Raw genomic sequence first — 20,843 nt, forward strand, 5'->3', positions numbered from 1 at the left:
AGGACCGTCTGGTCGGCGGGGTTGCGGAGCAGGGCGGGGATGGACACGTTCTCCAGGGCTGAAAACTCGGGCAACAGGTTATGGAACTGAAACACAAAGCCGATCGACTTGTTGCGGAAGGCGGCCAGCGAGCGTGACGACATGGAAAAGATATTCTGGTCGTGGATCGTCAATTGCCCTTTGTCAGGTGTGTCGAGCGTGCCCAGGATGTGCAGCAGGGTACTTTTGCCGGCGCCGGAGGCCCCGACAATGGCCACCACCTCTCCGCGGCTAACCTCCAGATCGACACCTTTCAATACTTTTAACCGCCCATACGATTTTTCGAGTTGTGTGGCTCTCAGCATGTGTGATTTCCTCTGTTTCCTTGAAATAAAGCGGTAAATAAACTAGTTTCGCCCAAAACAAAAAATTCATGAACATACACGAGTACCAGGGCAAAGAGATTCTCAAGAAATATGGTGTAGCCGTTCAACGAGGCATTGTTGCCGACACGCCGGATGGTGCCACTCAAGCTGCCAAAGAGCTGCAGGCAGAAACGGGCACAAAATGGTTTGTGGTAAAGTCTCAGATCCATGCCGGCGGCCGGGGTAAAGGTACCGTGAAAGAGACTGGCTCGAGAGGCGTTGTACTGGCCAAAGGCCTGGGCGAAGTAGCCGATAAAGTAAAAGCCATTCTGGGCGGTACACTGGTGACGATCCAGACCGGTCCCGAAGGAAAGAAAGTAAACAAAGTGCTCATCGCCGAAGATGTATACTATCCCGGTGAGACCGAGCCGAAAGAATATTATATGAGCATCCTGCTCGACCGCTCGAAGGGATGTCCGGTGATCATGGCGTCCACCGAAGGTGGTATGAACATCGAAGAGGTGGCGGAGACCCATCCCGAAAAGATCATTAAGGAGTGGATCGATCCCCTGCTGGGCCTCCAGCCCTTCCAGGCACGGAAAGTAGCGTTCGCGCTCGGCTGGGAAGGCAATGCCTTCAAAGAGGGTGTAAAATTCATTCACGCACTTTACAATGCATACCTTGGCCTCGATGCTGCCATGTTCGAGATCAACCCGCTGCTGAGAACTTCCGACGGCAAGATCCTGGCGGTTGACGCCAAAGTAAACCTGGACGACAACGCCCTGTATCGCCACAAAGACCTGGCCGAGCTGCGCGACATCACCGAAGAAGATCCACTGGAAGTAGAAGCCGGCAAAGCTGGCCTCAACTATGTGAAGCTCGACGGCAACGTGGGCTGTATGGTAAACGGTGCCGGTCTGGCCATGGCCACGATGGACATCATCAAGCTGTCAGGCGGCGAGCCTGCAAACTTCCTCGACGTAGGGGGTGGAGCAAACGCTGAAACCGTAGAGGCTGGCTTCCGCATTATCCTGAAAGATCCGAACGTTAAAGCTATTCTGATCAATATCTTCGGCGGCATCGTACGTTGCGACCGCGTCGCAAACGGTGTGGTGGAAGCTTACAAAAAGATCGGCGATATCAAAGTACCGATCATCGTCCGTCTGCAGGGAACGAATGCGGAAGAAGGCGCGAAGATCATCGAACAGTCAGGATTAAAGGTATTTTCTGCGATTGTGCTCAAAGATGCCGCACAGCGCGTAAAAGAAGTTCTGGCCTAACCGATTAATTTACTCCGGCAAAAGTATTTGATATTTGTTTATATTGAAGAAAATTTGACTGGCCTCTGTTGATGAAAAGGTTTTTTACCATCTCGTTTATTGCAATCCTTCTGCCGGCTGTTGCAGAGGCTCAGAGTTTTTATGCCATCCGAAAGAACCGGAACCTGCTCGTTGGATTAGGTTCCGGTACTGCCAACTACTATGGCGAATTGGTGAACCCCGGTGAAATGGGCAAATTAAAACCAAACGTGGCCGTTAGTGGTGAATATTACCTGACGCCTCGCATCAGCACACGCGCCACCCTGACCTGGTTCCAAACGTCCGGGTCTGACGCCAAAGCCAATGACGACCGCCAGGAGCGTAACCTGTCATTCACGTCCAGCAACTTTGAGCTGTCGGCCGTGGGTATTATCAACCTGATGCCGATCGGCACCCGGTTCTACCAGCGCCCGAAGCTGAACCCCTACGGATTCATCGGTATCGGCTTGCTTTATTTTAATCCCAAGGCAGAATATCAGGGCAAGAAATATGCCCTGGCGCCACTGGAAACCGAAGGCTCCAGCTATAGCCGGCTGGCTCCGGTCATACCGATGGGCTTCGGCGTACGTGTGAAGCTGGACCCGTTCTTTAACCTCCTCGTGGAAGGCGGCTATCGTGTCACCTTCACCGACCACCTGGACGACATCAGCATCCGCCGTTATCCCGACCCCGCTACCCTGAAGAGCGACATTGCCCGCGCCCTCTCCGACCGCCGCGTCGAAATTGGCACGCAGCCCAGCCGCCCTACAGAAATCGGCGTTCGTGGTAATCCTGAAAAGAATGACAGCTATTTTATTGGCTCCATTACGCTGCAGTACTACTTGCCTCAGGAAGTGTTCAATGGCAGCAACCGCAAGCTTTATAACCGAAAACGGAAAGCTTATTATAAGCGTCGCTAAGAGCTTACGCTCTAAAGTATAGAAATGCATTTTTGACACCGGGTTTATCGCCCGGTGTTTTTGTTTGGCGGGAGTGGGCCGGTTTTATGTTGCGCCCTTTCAGGGCTTGAATGTCGTTTGTATTGGTTACCCAGGCCTTACAGCCTGGGCTGATGTGTTACGCCCTTTCAGGGCTGCTTCTGTCTTAGGACGTCACATCCAGGACCTGGAACCGGGAGTAGTTACTTTTATATTCTGGTACGATCTCCTTCATCAGCGTCACCATCTTGTGTTCATTCCGGTCGTGGATGAAGTCCTCGAGCAGGTCGAGGTTACGGCAGATCTCGTCATACTGATATTCCGATACCTTCGCCTTCATGATCTTCTCATGGTGCGTGGGGATGGTGTTCTCTTTGTCGTTCAGCAGCTCTTCGTAGAGCTTCTCGCCGTCGCGTAAGCCCGTAAAGACAATCTCGACATCTTTGTTGAGCTCTTTGCCGGACAGCATCACCATCTTTTTGGCCAGGTCGTAGATCTTCATGGGTTTGCCCATGTCGAAGATAAAGATCTCTCCCCCCTGCCCCATCACGCCTGCTTCGATCACCAGCTCGCAGGCTTCGGGGATGGTCATGAAATACCGTGTGATCTCGGGGTGCGTTACCGTGATCGGTCCTCCCTTCTGGAGCTGTTCTTTAAAGATCGGGATCACCGAACCATTCGAGCCGAGCACGTTGCCAAAGCGCGTGGTGACAAACGAGGTCTTGCTGCTTTTGCCCATCAGCTCCAGGTAGCGATCGAGTGACTGCACGTAGATCTCGGCAATACGTTTTGTACAGCCCATCACGTTGGTCGGGTTCACCGCCTTGTCGGTCGAGATCATTACAAATTTCTTCAGCTTGAACTCCACGGCCAGGTCGGCCAGCTGGCGGGTGCCAAAGATATTGACTGTCACGGCTTCTGACGGGTTGCTTTCCATCAGGGGCACGTGCTTGTAGGCTGCTGCGTGGAACAGGATCTGCGGGCGATACTCGCTAAAGATGCGGCGCATGCGCTCTTTGTTGCAAACATCGGCAACAAACACCACCAGGGATGTCTGCAGGTTTTTGCCGGACAGCTCGCGCTCGATCTCGTAGAGCGGCGACTCTGCCTGATCGATCAGGATCAGTTTCTGCGGCTTGAAGGTCAGCGCCTGCCGCGCCAGTTCCGAACCGATCGAACCCGCCGCACCGGTAATACAAATGACTTTGCCGGTCAGGTCGGCTTCGATGGCGCTGTTGTTTAACCGGATCACCTCACGGCCCAACAGGTCCTCGATGTTCACATCGCGGATCTCTTTTACATCGAAGTTGTTGCGGATCCACTTCTCGAATGACGTTACATAGCTCACCCGTAGCTGATGACTAAGTGCTTCGTCGACAATTTCATTCTTACGGTCGATCGACAACCGCTTGATGGCAATGATCAATTTTTTGGCCTTGAACTTCTTTGCCAGCTCGCCGAGCTTGTCGACACTGTAAATTTTGATGCCGTTAATGTCCTTGCCGTTCTTCTTCGGGTCGTCGTCGATAAAAGCAATGAGCTTATATTGCGAGGTCATGTCCGACTCGAGCGCCTGCTTGGTCAGAAAGCCGGCCACCCCGGCGCCAAATACGATGACAGGCACCTTCGATCGGTGACCGCCCTTGTAGAACGTAAACACGTTTTTCACCAGCAGCCGGTATTGGTACAGCAGCAGGGATGATATAAAAAACGATATAAAGACGACCGAAAAGGGAATAATGTTCCTGCCAACATTATAATGATAGAGCAGGTTGACCGCGACGATCAGAACCATGCTCAGAAGCTCGGTACGCACAATGCGCAGCCCGTCCTGGATGCCTGTATAACGGACAATGCCAGCGTAGCTCTTGGTGATAAACGTGGAGAACAGCGAAGCCAGCAAAAAAGCGACAACTCCCGGAAAAGGATTATATTCCAATACGATGTCCGTATTGAAATTGAACCGCAACAGAAAGGCTAGCGAGACCGAAAAAAAGATCAGAAACTGATCGATCAGGACAACGATATAGCGCGGTAAAACCGTAAGCCTGTTAATGATTCTAATCAAGAATTCTTGTTATTAAGGTGACTACTCTTTCCTGGACCGCTTTTTTAAAAGTTTATACCCGCCCAGTATTCCGCCCGACACCAGCAAATATTCAAGCCCGGTAATAGGAACTTTGTCCGGGTCTTCGCCAGGGTTTGTTGGCTGGCTGAGTACGGCGGGGCTAAAGCCAACGAGCACAAAAACTATTACTGAGAGGATCTTTTTCACAAAATTCATGAATTATTTTTTAATCAAGCGGTAACTCTTCCTACCTGTCATTTTATTCACCATCATTAAATACACGCCGCTGCGAAGGCTGCTGACATCGACCGTATACGTGCCAAGGCCCGGTGCGACCGGCAGCTCTGAGACTACCTGGCCCACGGCTGTCGTAATCTGAATGTTTTGTACATCCGCATCTACGACTTCCAATGTGAGCTGATCTCCCACCGGATTGGGGTAAGCCTTTACCAGTACGCCACCGTTTTCGTCGATTACCGATCCCGACAAAGTCTTTTCAACGGCAAACGAGGTGGTTAGCGCCAACGGCGAACAGCTACCCAATGCGCTAATCGTCAACTCATTTGTACCATCCTGCAGCGCGCCTGCCTGGACGTCGAAAGCAATTTCGTGGCCGTTGCCCTGTATGGGACCTGCAATAAGTGTACCCGCAGCATTAAACAGAGTATAGGATACATCGGCCGACGTACCGGTTACATTTACTGTGTAGGTCGTTGCCGCGTCGTCAATAATTGCCGGGGCCGTCACATCTATTCCGGCGAGGGCGTCGTCTATCACGGATATGCTAAAACGGTGCATGTCCCTGGATCCCTCCTTGCCATCGACGATGAATTGGTAGGCATTGCCTCGGAGCGCCGTCGTCTTTCCGAGATAGTGGTCGGTCAACAGAAACTGGTAACCGCTGATCACTTTGGTATTCAGGGTTATGGTGTAGCTGCCCTCGGCGACGTCCTTCATCTCCAGGGGGAACGAGTCGTTGCAGTGGAGACCGCTCACCGCATTGATCGCCATTGCGCGGTTACCGGGAGCCAGCGTGGAAAAGCTGAACGTCGGGTTATAAAGCTTAGGCGCATCGAGGCTGTCGAGACCGGGCAGTGCCTCTGCCACCAGCTTGACGTACGCGGCATCATACTGTGTCCCGTCCGACAAGGTCAGCGCGAATGAGGGGATTTCAACCGGCGGACGTTCGCGGAAAAATTCGGCTCCGGTTGTCACCTTTACCGCCTCTTGCAGACGCAGCACGGGATTAGCGCCAGTCGCTCGCACAAAAAAAGCCTGGCCCGGAGCAATCTGCCCATTGGCGATGTCATTGGTCACGCCGGGCTCGTAATAGCGCATCATACCCGTGGCGTTGTCGATGATCGAAATGACGATGGACATACGCGTACGTGTCCAGCCGCTGATATCCCAGTCGATTGTGGCGGGGTAAGGGTTGCCTACCAGGTTCCAGCCATTAGCATCGGCATTGGCGGTAGCGGTGTAGGTTACCGGAAAGGTAATGACGCCCTGATTGATTGGGCCGGTAACATCCACGATTGTGGGATTAGTGCACTCGCGTATGTATGCAGAATATCCGAGGCCCACCTGTATGGGGCTATTGGTCGTGTAAGTACCGGGGAGCGGATAACCCACGTACCCCGAGTTTACATCGCCCGTGGTGGCTTCATTGTAATAGAACAAGGATGTGGAACCTGTGCGGACCACTTCTCCGCAGATTGTCTGCTGAGGGCTGGGGTCCCTGAATCTGCCCGTGATGGGGAAATCGTCCTGCCACTGCGCGACCATGGCATTGCTCACCGGGCTGGAAAGATAGCGGTACATCCGTCCCTCCGGACTGATGTGACGCTCGACGGTCACATCGCCGGAAATTGTGTTGCCGTTCAGGAGCCGATAGATCGTGCCTTGTCCAGGGGCGCCGGCCGCGTCGGAGGTCGAACGCACTACCAAATGGCCATTGGAAGCCACGTTCTGGTTGATGGACGGGCTTACAAATTGCAGCAAGCCGACGAGGTTCAAGGTAGAAGTAAGCTGCACGCCGCCACCTGTTTTGGCAATGTTGATATTGCCGATTGGTACGCCACCTGCAGAGATCGTCTGCTCATCACCGCCACCCAGTATCACCGTGGTCGTGCCCTGCTCAAAGGTAGCGTCGGGCTGAAAAGTGACATTCCCGGTAAACGTTGTGTTGCGGGTGAACGTGAGAGTCTTACCCGCATTCAATTGGACATTGCTAAACGTAGGAAGGCTAGTACCCTCCACCGTGGTGATTCCGTCGAAGATCACCGTGCCTGTGCCTGGCACAAACTGACCGCCATTCAGCTGCCAGCTGGGGCCTCTCATGGTGATCGTAAACGCGCCGGGTTGCAGCGTGCCCCGTGTAACGGAGAACGTACCGTTGATGGTGACCGCCTTGTCCAGTTGAATAGTATTCTGGCTTTGCGCTGGTCTGATCGTCAAATCGCGCAAGGCGGTTTCGTCACCGGGAAGCTCAAGGCCGGTCTCGAACGGCACAAAAGGACCAGATGCGGGCGTCGATGTGTGATATTGTACATTGTACGCTCCGCTCACAGCCGGTGCTACACCGGCCAGCGTCGCCGTATTTTCGCGGACGATGGCTGCGTCGTCGCGCATGGTCAGACCCGATGTGTTTGTAAAGACGCCATTGGTCAGGTTGAATATCGAATCTACCTGGAGTGTGCTGTTTAATGTCACGCCGGCATCGGCCCCGGTACGGTCAAGGGTAAGGATACCCACTTGCGCAGCAGAAGGTGTGAATGGCAAAGTACCTGCCGAGCCACCTGTCGTACCGCCGATCGTCAGTCTTGACGCGGAAGTGCCCGCCAATCCGCCGTCCGTGCTGGCAACGGTACCATTCAGGGTCAGCAGGAAGTCGCTGATGTTCAGGCTTCCGCTGGTCAACGTGAGCGCTCCATTGATCGTAGTGTTTGACGCAAGTGTCACGCCATTTGAGTTGTCGATTACGGTTGTGACGTCACTGCTGGTGGGCTGCCCATTACCCATGTATTGCGGGCCTGCACCGCTATACACTATGCGAGAACCTGGCAGGTATATGCGGTACGCATTGTTGGTACGGATATTCCCGGCCGTGCTAACGTTCTGAACCGCTCCTTTCGGATCCAGAGAGCCGACGATAATCGTACCTGCCAGACGGAAGAGGCCCGGCGACGAACCGATCACGGGTGATGTGCCAACGTTCAGCACCGTGGTGGGGCTGATGTAATAGTTCATGTACCCCGTGATCGTACCGGTATTGGCAAACGTACGGAGACCGCTTCCCACGAACCGGAGATTCGCCTGCGTGGGATTGGAGCCTATCTCATCGATGCGGCCGCTGATCAGATTGAAATTTCCGGAGAAGTTCACTGTAGATACACCCGTCGTGCCAGCGTTGGCCAGGTGAAGAATGCCCTTGCTGGTCGCATTCATCGTGAAATCCCCGTGAACGTTCAGCGTGGTGTTTCCTGTATAAGTCAGATATGAACCAGCCGTATGGGCCGAGTTGAACGCAAAGTCGCCTTGCACCGTCACAATGGCTGCGTTGCCAGTCGTGGCAAGAATGAAGCGACCGACCAGCGCCGTAAAATTGCCCTGGATCGTGATGGCCTGGTTCTGGTTCGTACTCAGCTGAAGTACGCCTGTGCCGGTATGTTGCATGGTGAAATTACCGCGGATGGTCCGCAGGTTGTTGGCATAATTGACGGTGCTCCTGGAGTTGGAGCAGTTATAGGTAAAGTTACCCAGCGATTGATTCCAGCTGGCGTCTGCTGTTAGCGGCGTCGTACTGGTATAGCCCTGAACCATTACCGTCGAGGTGGCCGCCCAGGTCGCATACGGCAATGTACCGAAGGTGGTCGTATAGCCATGCCGGTACTCGGAGTCTGCCAGGAACGAAAAGCGCGTAGCATCGTCCTCGCTGTCGATCGTCGATAAGTTGTTTCGCTGGAAAACACCAGACACTTGCACTTGTGCGCCCGAACCGACGGTTAGGTCTGTACCGACGGTGCCATGGGCTAGTGTCAACTGACCGCCCGCCTCGATGACCAACGTACCACTGACAATCAGTTGATCAGCAGCAACGGTAACCCCGGTGGGAACCGTTACCGTGTGTCCTGCTTGCAGGGTAATCGTGCCAACAGCGTTGGTTGGAGTTGACGCCGGCAACCAGCTGGTGCCATTGTAGCGCTGCCAGGTCCCTGCATTATTCCAGTTTCCGGAACCTGTCGTGCGGTAGTCACCTGCCGACTGTCCCATGGCGGCTTGTTGAAGGATAATGATCAACAAACCTGTACATACAGGCCAAAGTCTCATACGTGTAATGTTTAAAGCCACTAATGCAAAATTATTTAAAATTCCTAATTGTACACTCATTCTGGATCAGCGGAGTGCAGGATTTGTAACCTGCAACCTCAGAATGGTTTCCACAATCTGCAAATATTGGTCCTTTGTGGTATTTGTTCCCGATGGGAGACAAAGTCCGGTGCGGAAAAGTTCTTCCGATACGCCAGCGCTGTACGAAGGAGCGTTCTTAAACACCGGCTGCAGGTGCATGGGCTTCCAAAGAGGCCTACTTTCGATATTTTTGGCTTCGAGGGCCAGGCGAATATCCTCCGTCGAAAACCCGGACCGCTGTTGGTCGACGAGGATGGTCGTCAGCCAGCGGTTGGAAAAATGACCATCCGGTTCTGGTAAAAATCCTATTCCGGGAATATTTTCCAGGGCCTCTCTGTACGTTTCGTAAATCTTTCGCTTTTGCTCAATACGCGTTTGCAGGATCTCCATTTGGCCGCGACCGATACCCGCGCAAACGTTGCTGAGACGGTAGTTGAAGCCAATATGACTGTGCTCATAATGCACGGCGGGATCACGGGCCTGGGTAGACAGGAATTTGGCATGCTGAATCCATGTGGCATTGCGGGCCACGAGCGCACCGCCACCAGAGGTTGTGATGATCTTATTACCGTTAAAGGAATATATACCCATATCGCCAAAAGTCCCCAGTTTCTTACCCCGGTATGTCGAGCCGAGGGCCTCGGCCGCATCTTCGATGACAGGTATCGCGTGCCGGTGGGCAATGTCCATGATGGTCTCAATCTGTGCAGGCATGCCGTACAGGTGGACGACGATGATGGCCCTGGGCTTGCGGCCGGTCTTCTTATGACGATCGACGATCGCCTCTTCCAGCAGGACCGGATCCATGTTCCAGGTCAGCCGTTCAGAGTCTACAAAAACCGGCACCGCGCCCTGGTACGCGATGGGATTACACGACCCGGAGAAGGTAAAGGACGAGCAAATCACTTCGTCTCCAGCCTTTACGCCCAAAATGATCAGCGCCAGATGAATAGCTGCCGTACCGGAGCTCAGAGCAGCACAGTAGGGAATATCATTATAGGTTGCCAGTGCTTCTTCGAAGGCTGCAATGTGCGGACCTACCGGCGAGATCCAATTGGTATCGAATGCTTCCTGTACATATCTGGCTTCTGCTCCGCCCATGTGTGGAGACGACAACCATATTTTTTCGCTCATTTTCGTTAGGTCAATAATAAAATCGGTTTCTGCGCCTTTTCAGGCTGCAGACCTGCAAATATAGGCGATTTAGAAACCAAACGTGGCTATACGGAGATAAAAGCATTACATTGATCGACTGCGCTGGTAATAAAAAGCGGGGATCAGCAACAAAAGCAAGGTAGGATTCAGAATGAGCCGGTGCAGGTAGGAAATCAACGGGCCATTGTAGGACGGGAAATACAGTTTCAGGATAAAATATGGCATTAAAAACAAAGCCGTGCCGACCAGCTGTGTCCAGAGCGCAAAGATTACGTACTTGCGTTCGTAAAATAATGCATACAACAGCCCGATTGCCAGCAGGTCATTTAACAGGAAGCGCACCGTTCTGTTGATCAGGAATTTATAGACGGGTGCTGTCACCAAGTGCAAGGAGCCTGCCAGGTCCAGGCGCTGAAACAAAAACACCAGCACCAGGCCGGTCGCGCAGACGCCACCTACTAACCATCGACGGGTCAGGTCCTGCTCAGGCATGGGCGGTCTGCCGGGTAAATTTCCGGATCCATATCAACCACAGCCCGAAGATCACCGCATACAGAAATGCGGTAAAGAGATACTTGTGTACAAAGTACATGGCGTCGGGCAGAAAGCGCGACACAACAAAAAGCAGGCTGATGCGCAACAGGTTCATCACGTGAACTACCACGATTCCTATGGGTATGAACCATAGCATCGGTTTACGCCAGGGGCCGAACGCCAGGATAAAGGCCAGGTACATCAACATCGCATTGACACCATTGCAGCCCTCGTATACCGCCAGGACCGATCGCTCTTCGAACACCAGATTGGTGACCGGCTGGCTACCATGATCTTTTGCCCTGACCGCCCAGACTGCCCGCAGCACGGCGGCGGTCTGCACGGTGACGGTGTGTGTGATAGGATCCGGCTTCGGATGATACGCGGTAATATAAAAGCCGTATAGCATGTTCGTCAGCACATACAAGCCGACAAAGCGCAGCAGAAAGAAGATGGTAGGACGGAATTCTGTAAACGAGAAGCTTTTCATCGCACCAGGGGTTTAGCAGGTACACCGGCCACTGTTATGCCGGCCGGCACATCGCGCACGACTACAGCGCCCATGCCCACGATACTGCCCGCCCCAACGACAACACCATTGCGCAGGTTGGCGCCGGAGCCGACAAAAGTCGATGCTTCGATCTTTACTCTTCCGGAGATATTCACCCCCGGCATGACAGAGGTATAATTGCCGAGCACGGCATCATGCCCGACCGTAACGTTCAGGTTCAGCAATACATGGTCGCCCAGGATGATGTGGGTAGTCAGGACGCAGCCAGCGGTAATGATACAGCCCGGTCCGCAATGAATCGCTGCCCGGTTCTGTAAAACAGCGGCCGGGTGAATGATGACCGGGAATCGCACGTGCGGATTGACAATACTCCGCACGAGCGTCGCCTTGTCGTGCGGATCGGCAATGCCGATCACGACATCGATCGGTTTCGGATAGGCATTCAGAAATTCCAACCCGCCTTGCACGGCCAGCCCCGGCATCACGACCTGCCCAGCAGGCACACCGTCGTCGACAAATCCTTGCGGCGACCACTCTGGCAACGCCAGCAGCAGCGACAAGACCTCGCGGCCCAGTCCACCTGCCCCGTATATTAGCAGTGGCCTTTTCATGATATATTGGTGTACTTGATGATGCGTGCGGGATTCCCAACAGCCACGGCATAGTCCGGTATATCGCGGGTTACGACAGCACCCGCGCCGACCGTCGCCCACGCGCCTACTTTCCGTCCGGGAATGACGACGGCGCCAGCACCGATAAAGGTTCCTTCGCCAACCGTCACCGTGCCACACAGGACGGTGCCCGGCGCAATGTGTACATAGTCGCTGATGATGCAGTCGTGGTCTACACGCACACCGGTATTCAGGATACAGTGATTCCCCATGTGGGCTTGCGCCTGAATGATGACGCCGTGCAGAATCATGTTACCGGTCCCCCACGATGATCGCGACGAAATGATCGCCGATGGGTGTACGGCGTTGGTATATTCATGCTGCGTGATCGAGACCACCCGTTTTCGCACGGCATTGTTACCGATGGCCACGATGGCCCTGGCCTCCGGCATGAACGCAGGGTCATATGCACCCCGTTGCGGCACACCCCACAGGTCTCCTGTATATTTTGGATCGAACAATGCCACGACCTGCAAACCCTGCGCCTGCAGACAATCCAGCACGACACGCGCATGCTCACCACCGCCCTGTATGATCACTTTATTCATCACCCATAAATTTTTCCATGGTAACCGACGTGTCACTGGTAATGCCATCGGCTTTTAACACCTTCATGATCGTCAAAAACAGGATTTTGATATCCAATGCCGCTGAGAGGTTATCGACATACCATACGTCGTAGGTGAATTTCTGTTTCCAGGATATGGCGTTACGGCCATTCACCTGTGCCCATCCGGTAATTCCGGGTCGCACGTCGTGACGACGCGCCTGCTCGGCGCTATAGCGCGGCAAGTATTCTACCAACAATGGCCGCGGTCCCACCAGCGACATATCACCCTTCACTACGTTGATGAGTTGCGGCAGCTCGTCGAGGGACGTTTTTCGTATAAACCGTCCGGCAGCTGTAAGCCGGTCGGAATCGGGCAACAATACGCCCTGCGCATCACGGGCGTCCGTCATTGTCTTAAACTTGATGACCGTAAAAATCTTACCATCCTTGCCGGGACGAGGCTGCAGAAACCAGATATGACCACGGTTTACAATTGCCAGGGCCAGCATGGCCCCCAGGATGAGCGGTGACGTCAGGAGCAGGGCCACAAACGCAACACAAAAATCAAACAAAGGCTTAAAGACAGATCGATACACGTAACACGAATTTACAAGGCGAAGTTAAGTGGACATGTCCAACCGCGGAACCTTTCGGTCGACAACCTGGCGATAATATTCCTCTCGCAACGATGTCCAGACATACTGTTGGTCGAAATTGGCCACCACATAACGCCGGGCGGCCGTCGAAAAGGCCTGCCGCCTGGGAGTATCCTGCAGCAGGGTGTTCATGGCCTCGTACAGGGCATCGGCATCTTTGGGTCTTACGATCAGCCCTGTTACGTCCTGTTGGATGATCTCGTTACAGCCATTGATATCCGAAACCACACACGGCACCTCCAGGCAACACGCCTGCATTACGACATTGGGAAATCCTTCACGGTAGCTTGGGAACACGAATATGTCGGACGCCATGATCCAGGGCCTTACATCCCGCTGAAATCCGGCCAGGATAACGCGTGGATCTTGCTGAAGAAAGGCATAATCGTCAGGAGGCAGCGGATCGAGATCCTGCTCAAACGCGCCGATCAGCAACAGGAACAGCTTTTGCGAAGACGCTTCCGACAAACGCCGGAAGGCTCGGATCAATTCTCCGATTCCTTTATCCTTTACGATACGCCCTACAAAGGAAAATACCACATCGCCTGGTTGAATTCCGTACCGAGCCCGGATGTCTGCGGCCTGGTGTTCCAACGCCGGCGTGCGTTTGAAGAAGGATGTATCGATACCATTCGTACTACCCCGGCCAATGATTGTGAGTTTCCGTGAAGGCACGTGCAGCGTTTGCTCGATAAATTTTTCCAGCCCTTTGGCGTTCGGATATACCCGATGCGCACATCGGTACGTGATCTTCTCCACAACCTCCAGGAGCCGGCGTTTTGCACCTCGTGTCTCCATCAGGGGCAACCCCGCCACGGTATGCATGCGCACGGGCACACGGCAAATCCAGGCAGCCAGCATCCCCAGCAAACCCGCCTTGGGAGTATGCGTGTGGACTATATGCGGACGCACCTGTCGCATGATCCGTATGATCTGCCAGAGGCAAAACAAATCCTGCAGCGGTGTGATCTTGCGTGTCATGGGTACTATATGATGCTGTGCACCCTCCTCTAAAACGTCCTGCGTCTCTTTGCCCGGGGCGCTCATCGTATGCACCACAAAACCCTGCGCCAGCATATACCGGAACTGTCCCCGTAGCAAAACATGTAATGAAATCGGAACGGTGGTGATCCTAAGCAGTCTGATCTTTTCCATGCATCTGGTAAATAAGGTCTGCCGTCTCCCCCATCGTCGCGCTGCTCATGTGGTACAGTTTACGGCAATAGTCGAAATGTTGCAGAATCTTCTCGAGGGCCTTCATGCTCTGCTCAGGGTAGTTGCCGAAGTTATGCGGATGCCACCAGAGGTGATAGACCTCGCTGTTGCGTGCTGCGCGCTCCATCTCGTGGCAAATGCGGCTGATCTTCATGTCATTGAGAAAATACTCCGCCGGATCGTACGGGCGCAACAGGCGACTGGCCGGCAAACAAAGTGGCAGGCCCGGCTGCACCGCGACGCTGGCCAGATCGTAGGTATTTTTTTTTCCAAGCGGTATATAGGCGTCTGCGCCGCGGTTGAGTCGTTTCCAGCGCGACTCGTTCTGGGTGCTGCGAATGTTCCAGAACCAGTCACGCGGGTTATCACGTACGGCTGTAAAGCCTTCTTCATAACACACCCGCAGGTAGTCTTCATTAAACTGGTTACGCGGAAACACGAGCGAGGTCAGGCGTGTGTTACACAGTGCCGCGGCACGTTGGGCTGCTTGCAGATCGGCACGGAACTGCCCGACGGTCTGCCCCGCTTCGTTGCAGTAATAATGCGAAAAGGTGTGAGATCCCAGCTCTTGGTGCGGAGTGCGCAGGATCTCTTTGACCAGCGACGCGGCAAAGTGAAACGGGTCGGTAGACTCGTCCTCGCCAATGCCCGATTGCCGGATGTAGTGATACGCCGACAACGTTGGCTGTTGATAGGCCGGCTTCGCGGCGGGGTACAGAAGTTCGGCATCCCGGCGGGAGGCCGGCATCAGCATTCCAACCGTTGCCCAGGTGACGTGCACCTCGTAGCGTTGAAACGCCCGCAGCATCGACGGAATCGTCTTGCGGGTATTCATAAAGTATTGACGATATTGCTGCAACGGCCATTTTTCAAAGCCGCCCCAGTGGAGTTCGAAATCCAGTGAAATTGTGAATAATCCGTTTTTCATGTAGAAGAGGGAACACTACCTTTTTTTAAGCGCTCGGCGCGCAACCGCTGCAACTGCTGCGCGCGCCATAGCTGTTGCCGCTGGGTATCCAGAAAGGCAAGTACAACAAACATCAACAATATCATGACCTGGCTTTTTTGCCGCATGGCCAGGCCCAGATTACCCGCAATCTGTGCCAGCGCTAGGGAGATTGTCATCAGGCTTAAGAAGGCCGACTTAACCAGAAAATTTCCCGTCAGCAAAAACCGTAATCCGCGCAGATTGCCGACCACTTTCCAGGACATGATTACATAAAAGACGTTTTCAAAAGAGACAATAAGCCCCAGCACGCCCGGTGCATCGACAAACAATGGCCGGTACATAAAGGTAAACAACTGCATCGGCAGACTATATTGAGTAATATCGACACCTGAAGCCGCCTTTGTCAGTTTGCTTGCACGGCCGCTCATGTCCAACCCTTGCGTCAGAAATTGCTCCTCGTCGATTCCTACCAGGCTCAGTACATCGCGGTAAATAAAGAAGAACGCCACAGCGGCGCCTAACAAAAAGGTCACCCGCACGGCCACACTTACGCCCCTGGAGGAAAAGATAAAACCCATGGCTGCCGATACCAGTATTACCAACATCACGTGCGGTCGCACATGATAGGTTATCACGGCACCGATGATCAGCGACACGTAGCGCCGTCGCACATCGCTGATTCCGAAGAAGACCATGCCGATGCCCATAAAGATGATAGAACCTTTTCCGAGGGACGACGACCAGAAGTGCAGGTTTGGAAGGAAAAACGTAAGGGTAAACAGATTATACCCCATGAAATAATGATTAAACCGAATGTTCTCCCGAAAAAAAAGGTAGAAGTATAAAAATCCGATATATCCGAATATTGAAAACAGCGCCATCGCTGCGTAAAAGGAGAAACCGAGATAGTGTATAAACGGATAAGCCACCCACTCGATAAACGTGGTACTCGTTCCGTAAAAATCCATCCAGGTATCACCACGAAAATGCGAGTTTACCTTTTCGTAGTATGCTTTCGAATCAGAGGGGTTATACGCGATATAGGCGAAATAGACGAGGGATAACAACACATGGTACCCGTACATTTTTTTTAGCAGCCCCGTATCCACGAAGGCATACCGCTTCTTCAACGCGCCAATCCATGCGAAGCAAACGCCGGCACCCAGTGCAAATATCAGAAGTCCTCCCAACATCGTTAAAACAGTTCAAGATCTCCTACCGACGGAGCCCATGCATGGAAGTGACGCAAGGGAGCCGTCCTGTCATCGCCCAGCTCGCGTACCACGACCATGGGGCCAATCTTCATTCCACGCCGCGCCCACAGTCCCCGTACCATATCCTGAGCGTGAACGCCTGAGATCGTTACATAATCGGCACGGTGCTGCGCTACTTTTTCAGCGATCACCCCACGCACCTGCTTCCTGTCCGCCCGATCGCTCAGAAATACGTCTGTGATCCGGAATTCATTCCCCGCCTTCGACGGCTTTATCCGGTAGAACACCAGTGCGTCCAGCACAATGCCCTGCCCCACACCGCACGCGAAGTAACGCGCTACCGGCACATCGCGGTATCTCCAGGCTAGCGAGCGCGTTGTGTGTGCCGTAATAATCTGCGCGGTATGGAGCCTGTCCTGCTGTTTCAGCAGCGACTCCAGTCCCGGATGCTCCAGGTATGTGGTGAGCGAGTCGTCATTCGCCGTGACAGGCGCCGCCTTCCGGAGGCGCAATGCATGGCCCGCCATCGAAACCGGGCGCACGGCATAGAGATCGATGGGCAACTTGCCCGCTTCGGTCCATCCCATTTTCAAATATCCCGGTTTACTGTTGTTATTGGGCGTGTTATAGACAAATTGATAACCCAGTTGCTGGCTTTGCTCGAGTGCTGCCCGGGTAAGCTTGCTGAAGATACCCCGTCGCTGGTATTGGGGATGTGTGGCCGTATCGACGGGGCGCACGGCATCCAGCAACCGACCATCGACTTTCCACTGCCAGCGCATAAAAGCGCGCAGTCCCACCAGCGTATCATCTTCCCAGCAGAGCATCACCAGGGAAGCACCAAAGGGATTATCGCGGTGCTTCCAACGCCAATATCCTTCTGATTTTGGCATGAGGCTTTCGCCCAGGCTCATCTTCGTTAACGCCACCATCGAGGGAATATCACCCTCTGTGGCCTCCCGGATCATCATAGTTTGCTATTCTTTATCGCTTCACAAATTCGTGATAAACACGCTCCAACCCAGCCACCATGGTTTCCAGGCTGAACGATTCTTCAATGCGTTTGCGCCCTTGTTCGGCCAGGCGTTTCCGCTGCTGTCCGTCCTTCAAAAGCGTCTGTGCAAAACTAACCAATTTCATAGGTTCGTCTACACCACAGAGCAGCCCGTCCTTCTCATGCCGGATCACTTCTTTGATCCCGCCGGCATCGGTGGATACAATGGCACATCCCGACGCCATGGCTTCCAGGAGTGCAATCGGCAAGCCTTCAAAAATTGAGCTCATCATGTACAGGTCGAACGCCGCCAGGTAAGGACGGACTTCTGTCTGTACCCCCACAAAGTGTGCATTCTTCTCAAGTCCCAGCTGCCGCCACTTTTCCTCCAGTTGCGGTCGCAGCGGCCCGTCGCCCACCAGTATAAAGTGCGCACGCGGCTCCTCTTTCAATACCCTGGCGGCTACCTCGAGCCACACATCCAGGCGCTTTTGAAACCGGAACACGGCAATTGTACCAATGACCGGTGCATCTGCCGGTATGCCAAACTGCGCACGCACTTCTGTACCACCCGCTGCATGGGGCGTAAAGCGTTCGGTATTGACGCCGTTTAAAATAGTTTCCAGCGGTGCCTTCAGGTTCGGCTTGTGCTTGCGAATCGATTCCTCTACATCCGCTGAAACGGCAATGACCCGTCCCAGCAGATTCATGGTGGCCAGGTTCATGACGCGTGTCGCCAAGTGGTATCGCTCCTGCTTGTTGTGCTCGGTGTACATGACGGGTATCCCAGTCATTTTACCGGCCAGCCGCGCCACGACACCCGCCCACGGAAGGTGTGCGTGTACCAATTCGATCTTATGCTGTCGGATGTAGCGGGCCAGTGCACGGGCCTTCAGCAAGAGCTGTATGTTGTTTTTAGCAGGCAGGCACGTTACCTTACCGCCGTTCTCTTCGATAGCGCCGACCATGGCCGTCTTCCAGGGAAGAAAGAAGATATAGTGAAAATCAAATGCCTCGCGGTCATGCAGGCGCAGCGTCTCCGGCAGGAGCATTTCGGCTCCTCCCCGGCCCAGCGATTTGATCACATGCAGAACCCGTATCTTTTCCTTTTTCATATGCTCAGGATATTCGTTGACATACGGCCGTATATACCTGGACGAACCGTTCGGCAATGTGTTCGTTCATGAAATCACGCGTTACCCGTTGGTACGCTTCCTCCCGGATGGCCGCGGTATGGCGCGCATCGCGCAGGGCCTGTTTTACTGCGGCAATAAAACCAGCTTCGTCGTTTTTCCCGATGAGCCAGCCGGTATGCCCCGTCTGAACAACCTCGCCGATTCCGCCGACATTATAGGCAATGACCGGTACACGGTTATAAAACGCTTCCAGGATCGTACCCGGCAGCCCCTCGATCAGACTGGGCATTACAAACGCGTCTGCATGCGCAAGAATGGCCGGTACATCACTTCTGTATCCAAGCAATAGTACATGTCCCGCCAGGTCCATCTGGCGGATGCATTCCTCCAACCTGGGCCTCAGCTTGCCGTCGCCGAGGACGACCACCCGCACGTTCTCTCCCTGCTTGCGTAACACCTGGGCAATGCGCAGTAAACCTTCGTGGTTTTTTTCCGGGACCAGGCTGGCAATGTTTACCAGCACGCGTGCCTCACCGTTGAATATGTGCATCAGATTCGCGGGCGGGGCCGACGGTATATCCACACGTTCAATACCGATGGGAATCATGGTCGTTTTCCGTTCCGGAATACCGTATAGCTTCATAAAATCCTGACGGCAGATTTCACTGACGGAAATAATGTGCGTCGCCCGGCGCGCCAGGAATCGGTTGAAAACAAGTTTGGGATAGCTATTGATAAAATCGCTCGCTTTGTTTGCATTGCGATAGACCAGTGGCGCCTTCCACCCCGTGAGCAGTTTGCTCAACACCGCAAACTTCAGCGTGTCCGAAGCATTTGCCTGGACCACGTCGGGCTTTACTTCCTTAATATAGGCCGCGAGCTTACGCCAGCCTGCGACGTCGACAAATCGTTTGGTCAGCGATCCGTTCAGGCAATATACCTCGCCTTCGAACGGCAGCGTCGCCGTGCCCGGCACGAGGCTTACCACAAAAACCGTGTGCCCTGCCCGCTGCAAATGGTTTCCCAGTTGACTGGCAAACATTTCGGCTCCGCGCAACTGCGCTTTCTGTATCAATAACAAAATCCTCATACGGCTTTCAGGATTTCCTCCGCGCGTTTATCCCAGGTGAAATGTTCTTCAAAATCGTGTAACGCCCGCGCGGCCAGCGTAGTGCGCAAGACGCTATTGCCGGCAAGTTCACCTACCGCGGTCACCCAGTCCTCCAAGACCTCCGGGGGGCACATGCGTGCGTTGACACCGTCCTGCAAAATTTCCCGAATGACGGGCAGGTCGGACGTAATAATCGGTTTCCCCGCCGACATATATTCGAATATCTTCAGGGGCGACATCCAAAGGGCCAGGTTGTTGGCGCCTTTCTTTCCGCTCACGATCACGGTACGGGTGTAGGGCGCGATTAATATATCAAATGATGCGATATACGCCGGCAGCTCCTGCTGGGACTTGAATCCATGAAAGATCACATTTGACGAACTCCTCGCTGAGAGCTGTTGGATCTGTGCCGTACTACCGCCCACCACGTGAAATTGCACTTCCGGGCAAGCCTTGGCCAGGGGCACGAGCGTCTCCATGCCCTTTCCGGGATACAGGCTTCCCACATAGCCGACCTTTACCGAACTACCGCTCAGCGCGGGTGTGGCCGCAGCAGGAAACGGATCTGCCCCATCATGGGCCACGACAATATCTTCTTCTTTATGACCAAACTCTTTTTTGTAATACTGCCGCAAGGCATCCGATATCACCACCAGCTTCTGCAACTTGGGGTGGAAGATGATATAGCGGAACATACGTTTTAATCGCCCACCCTTTCCCTCGAACGGTTCGTGGACTTCGAAGACCACCCGTTTGTTGTACAGCAGCAACAGGAACGCCGCCGTGATCGAACGGGTGTACAGCAAATCGGCTGACATTGTCATTCCTTTAAACGCCAGCGACAGGTTATAAAACATCCCTGAACCGCGAAACGCCTTGCGCGGATAGATCTTGATATCGAAATTATTCTCCACCGCGTAAAAGGCGTGTATGTCGCGCACGTCATGCCGGCAGGCCGTCGTGTTTTTCGCTAGCAGTGTAACCTGGTGCCCCTGGCGGGCAAAGGCCTGACACATCTTCATCACGTGTACGCTGTTAGGGCTAGACGACGGTATGGCGGAATCGGATATATAAATAATCTTCATAACG

Annotated in this window: 19 protein-coding genes; 2 read left to right on the plus strand and 17 right to left on the minus strand. The window is 53.8% G+C overall.

Features of this window, described 5'->3' with window-relative positions:
- The coding region (locus tag KK078_RS17190) for an ABC transporter ATP-binding protein (protein ID WP_254091536.1) at positions 1-344 on the minus strand (344 nt) is incomplete at its 3' end.
- A gap of 68 nt (positions 345-412) precedes the next feature.
- On the opposite strand from KK078_RS17190, the gene sucC reads away from it, so the two are divergent.
- Positions 413-1,624 (plus strand): ADP-forming succinate--CoA ligase subunit beta, encoded by a 1,212-nt coding sequence (gene sucC / locus KK078_RS17195; RefSeq protein ID WP_254091537.1) that lies wholly within the window; start codon positions 413-415, stop codon positions 1,622-1,624.
- Positions 1,625-1,695: 71 nt separating this feature from the next.
- Complete coding sequence (locus tag KK078_RS17200) at positions 1,696-2,562, plus strand: DUF6089 family protein (protein ID WP_254091538.1); 867 nt, start codon at positions 1,696-1,698, stop codon at positions 2,560-2,562.
- A 184-nt stretch (positions 2,563-2,746) separates the two neighbouring features.
- Here the strand turns inward: KK078_RS17200 and KK078_RS17205 are convergent, their stop codons facing one another.
- From KK078_RS17205 to KK078_RS17280, 16 genes are all read right to left on the minus strand, one after another.
- A complete protein-coding gene (locus tag KK078_RS17205; RefSeq protein ID WP_254091539.1) occupies positions 2,747-4,648 on the minus strand; it encodes a polysaccharide biosynthesis protein in 1,902 nt (633 codons plus the stop codon).
- A 21-nt stretch (positions 4,649-4,669) separates the two neighbouring features.
- Positions 4,670-4,855, minus strand: a complete 186-nt coding sequence (locus KK078_RS17210) for a hypothetical protein (protein WP_254091540.1) — start codon at positions 4,853-4,855, stop codon at positions 4,670-4,672.
- A gap of 12 nt (positions 4,856-4,867) precedes the next feature.
- Complete coding sequence (locus KK078_RS17215) at positions 4,868-8,977, minus strand: T9SS type A sorting domain-containing protein (RefSeq protein ID WP_254091541.1); 4,110 nt, start codon at positions 8,975-8,977, stop codon at positions 4,868-4,870.
- 66 nt (positions 8,978-9,043) lie between these two features.
- Positions 9,044-10,192 (minus strand): DegT/DnrJ/EryC1/StrS family aminotransferase, encoded by a 1,149-nt coding sequence (locus tag KK078_RS17220; RefSeq protein WP_254091542.1) that lies wholly within the window; start codon positions 10,190-10,192, stop codon positions 9,044-9,046.
- Positions 10,193-10,297: 105 nt separating this feature from the next.
- Positions 10,298-10,705 carry an exosortase F system-associated membrane protein gene (locus tag KK078_RS17225; protein ID WP_254091543.1) on the minus strand — a complete coding sequence of 136 codons (408 nt, stop codon included), beginning with the start codon at positions 10,703-10,705 and terminating at the stop codon, positions 10,298-10,300.
- Entirely contained in the window at positions 10,698-11,237 is a 540-nt protein-coding gene (gene xrtF, locus KK078_RS17230) for an exosortase family protein XrtF (RefSeq protein ID WP_254091544.1), read from the minus strand. The genes KK078_RS17225 and xrtF overlap by 8 nt, the downstream gene beginning before the upstream one ends.
- A complete protein-coding gene (locus KK078_RS17235) occupies positions 11,234-11,869 on the minus strand; it encodes an acetyltransferase (RefSeq protein WP_254091545.1) in 636 nt (211 codons plus the stop codon). The genes xrtF and KK078_RS17235 overlap by 4 nt, the downstream gene beginning before the upstream one ends.
- Complete coding sequence (locus tag KK078_RS17240; protein ID WP_254091546.1) at positions 11,866-12,477, minus strand: acetyltransferase; 612 nt, start codon at positions 12,475-12,477, stop codon at positions 11,866-11,868. The genes KK078_RS17235 and KK078_RS17240 overlap by 4 nt, the downstream gene beginning before the upstream one ends.
- Positions 12,470-13,075 (minus strand): sugar transferase, encoded by a 606-nt coding sequence (locus KK078_RS17245; RefSeq protein ID WP_254091547.1) that lies wholly within the window; start codon positions 13,073-13,075, stop codon positions 12,470-12,472. The genes KK078_RS17240 and KK078_RS17245 overlap by 8 nt, the downstream gene beginning before the upstream one ends.
- Before the next feature lie 24 nt (positions 13,076-13,099).
- Positions 13,100-14,290 (minus strand): glycosyltransferase family 4 protein, encoded by a 1,191-nt coding sequence (locus KK078_RS17250; RefSeq protein ID WP_254091548.1) that lies wholly within the window; start codon positions 14,288-14,290, stop codon positions 13,100-13,102.
- Complete coding sequence (locus tag KK078_RS17255; protein ID WP_254091549.1) at positions 14,268-15,278, minus strand: polysaccharide deacetylase family protein; 1,011 nt, start codon at positions 15,276-15,278, stop codon at positions 14,268-14,270. The genes KK078_RS17250 and KK078_RS17255 overlap by 23 nt, the downstream gene beginning before the upstream one ends.
- Positions 15,275-16,093, minus strand: coding sequence for a hypothetical protein (locus KK078_RS17260; RefSeq protein WP_254091550.1), 819 nt, complete (start codon positions 16,091-16,093; stop codon positions 15,275-15,277). The genes KK078_RS17255 and KK078_RS17260 overlap by 4 nt, the downstream gene beginning before the upstream one ends.
- A gap of 401 nt (positions 16,094-16,494) precedes the next feature.
- Complete coding sequence (locus KK078_RS17265; protein ID WP_254091551.1) at positions 16,495-17,484, minus strand: GNAT family N-acetyltransferase; 990 nt, start codon at positions 17,482-17,484, stop codon at positions 16,495-16,497.
- Between the two features lie 13 nt (positions 17,485-17,497).
- Positions 17,498-18,622, minus strand: a complete 1,125-nt coding sequence (locus KK078_RS17270) for a glycosyltransferase (protein WP_254091552.1) — start codon at positions 18,620-18,622, stop codon at positions 17,498-17,500.
- A gap of 4 nt (positions 18,623-18,626) precedes the next feature.
- Positions 18,627-19,733, minus strand: a complete 1,107-nt coding sequence (locus KK078_RS17275; RefSeq protein WP_254091553.1) for a glycosyltransferase family 4 protein — start codon at positions 19,731-19,733, stop codon at positions 18,627-18,629.
- Positions 19,730-20,839 carry a glycosyltransferase family 4 protein gene (locus KK078_RS17280; RefSeq protein WP_254091554.1) on the minus strand — a complete coding sequence of 370 codons (1,110 nt, stop codon included), beginning with the start codon at positions 20,837-20,839 and terminating at the stop codon, positions 19,730-19,732. Before KK078_RS17280 ends, KK078_RS17275 begins: the two co-directional genes overlap by 4 nt.
- Positions 20,840-20,843 lie beyond the last annotated feature (4 nt).

Origin of the sequence: Dawidia soli (assembly GCF_018598185.1) — a bacterium.
In the GTDB taxonomy this organism is placed as follows: domain Bacteria; phylum Bacteroidota; class Bacteroidia; order Cytophagales; family Cyclobacteriaceae; genus Ohtaekwangia; species Ohtaekwangia soli.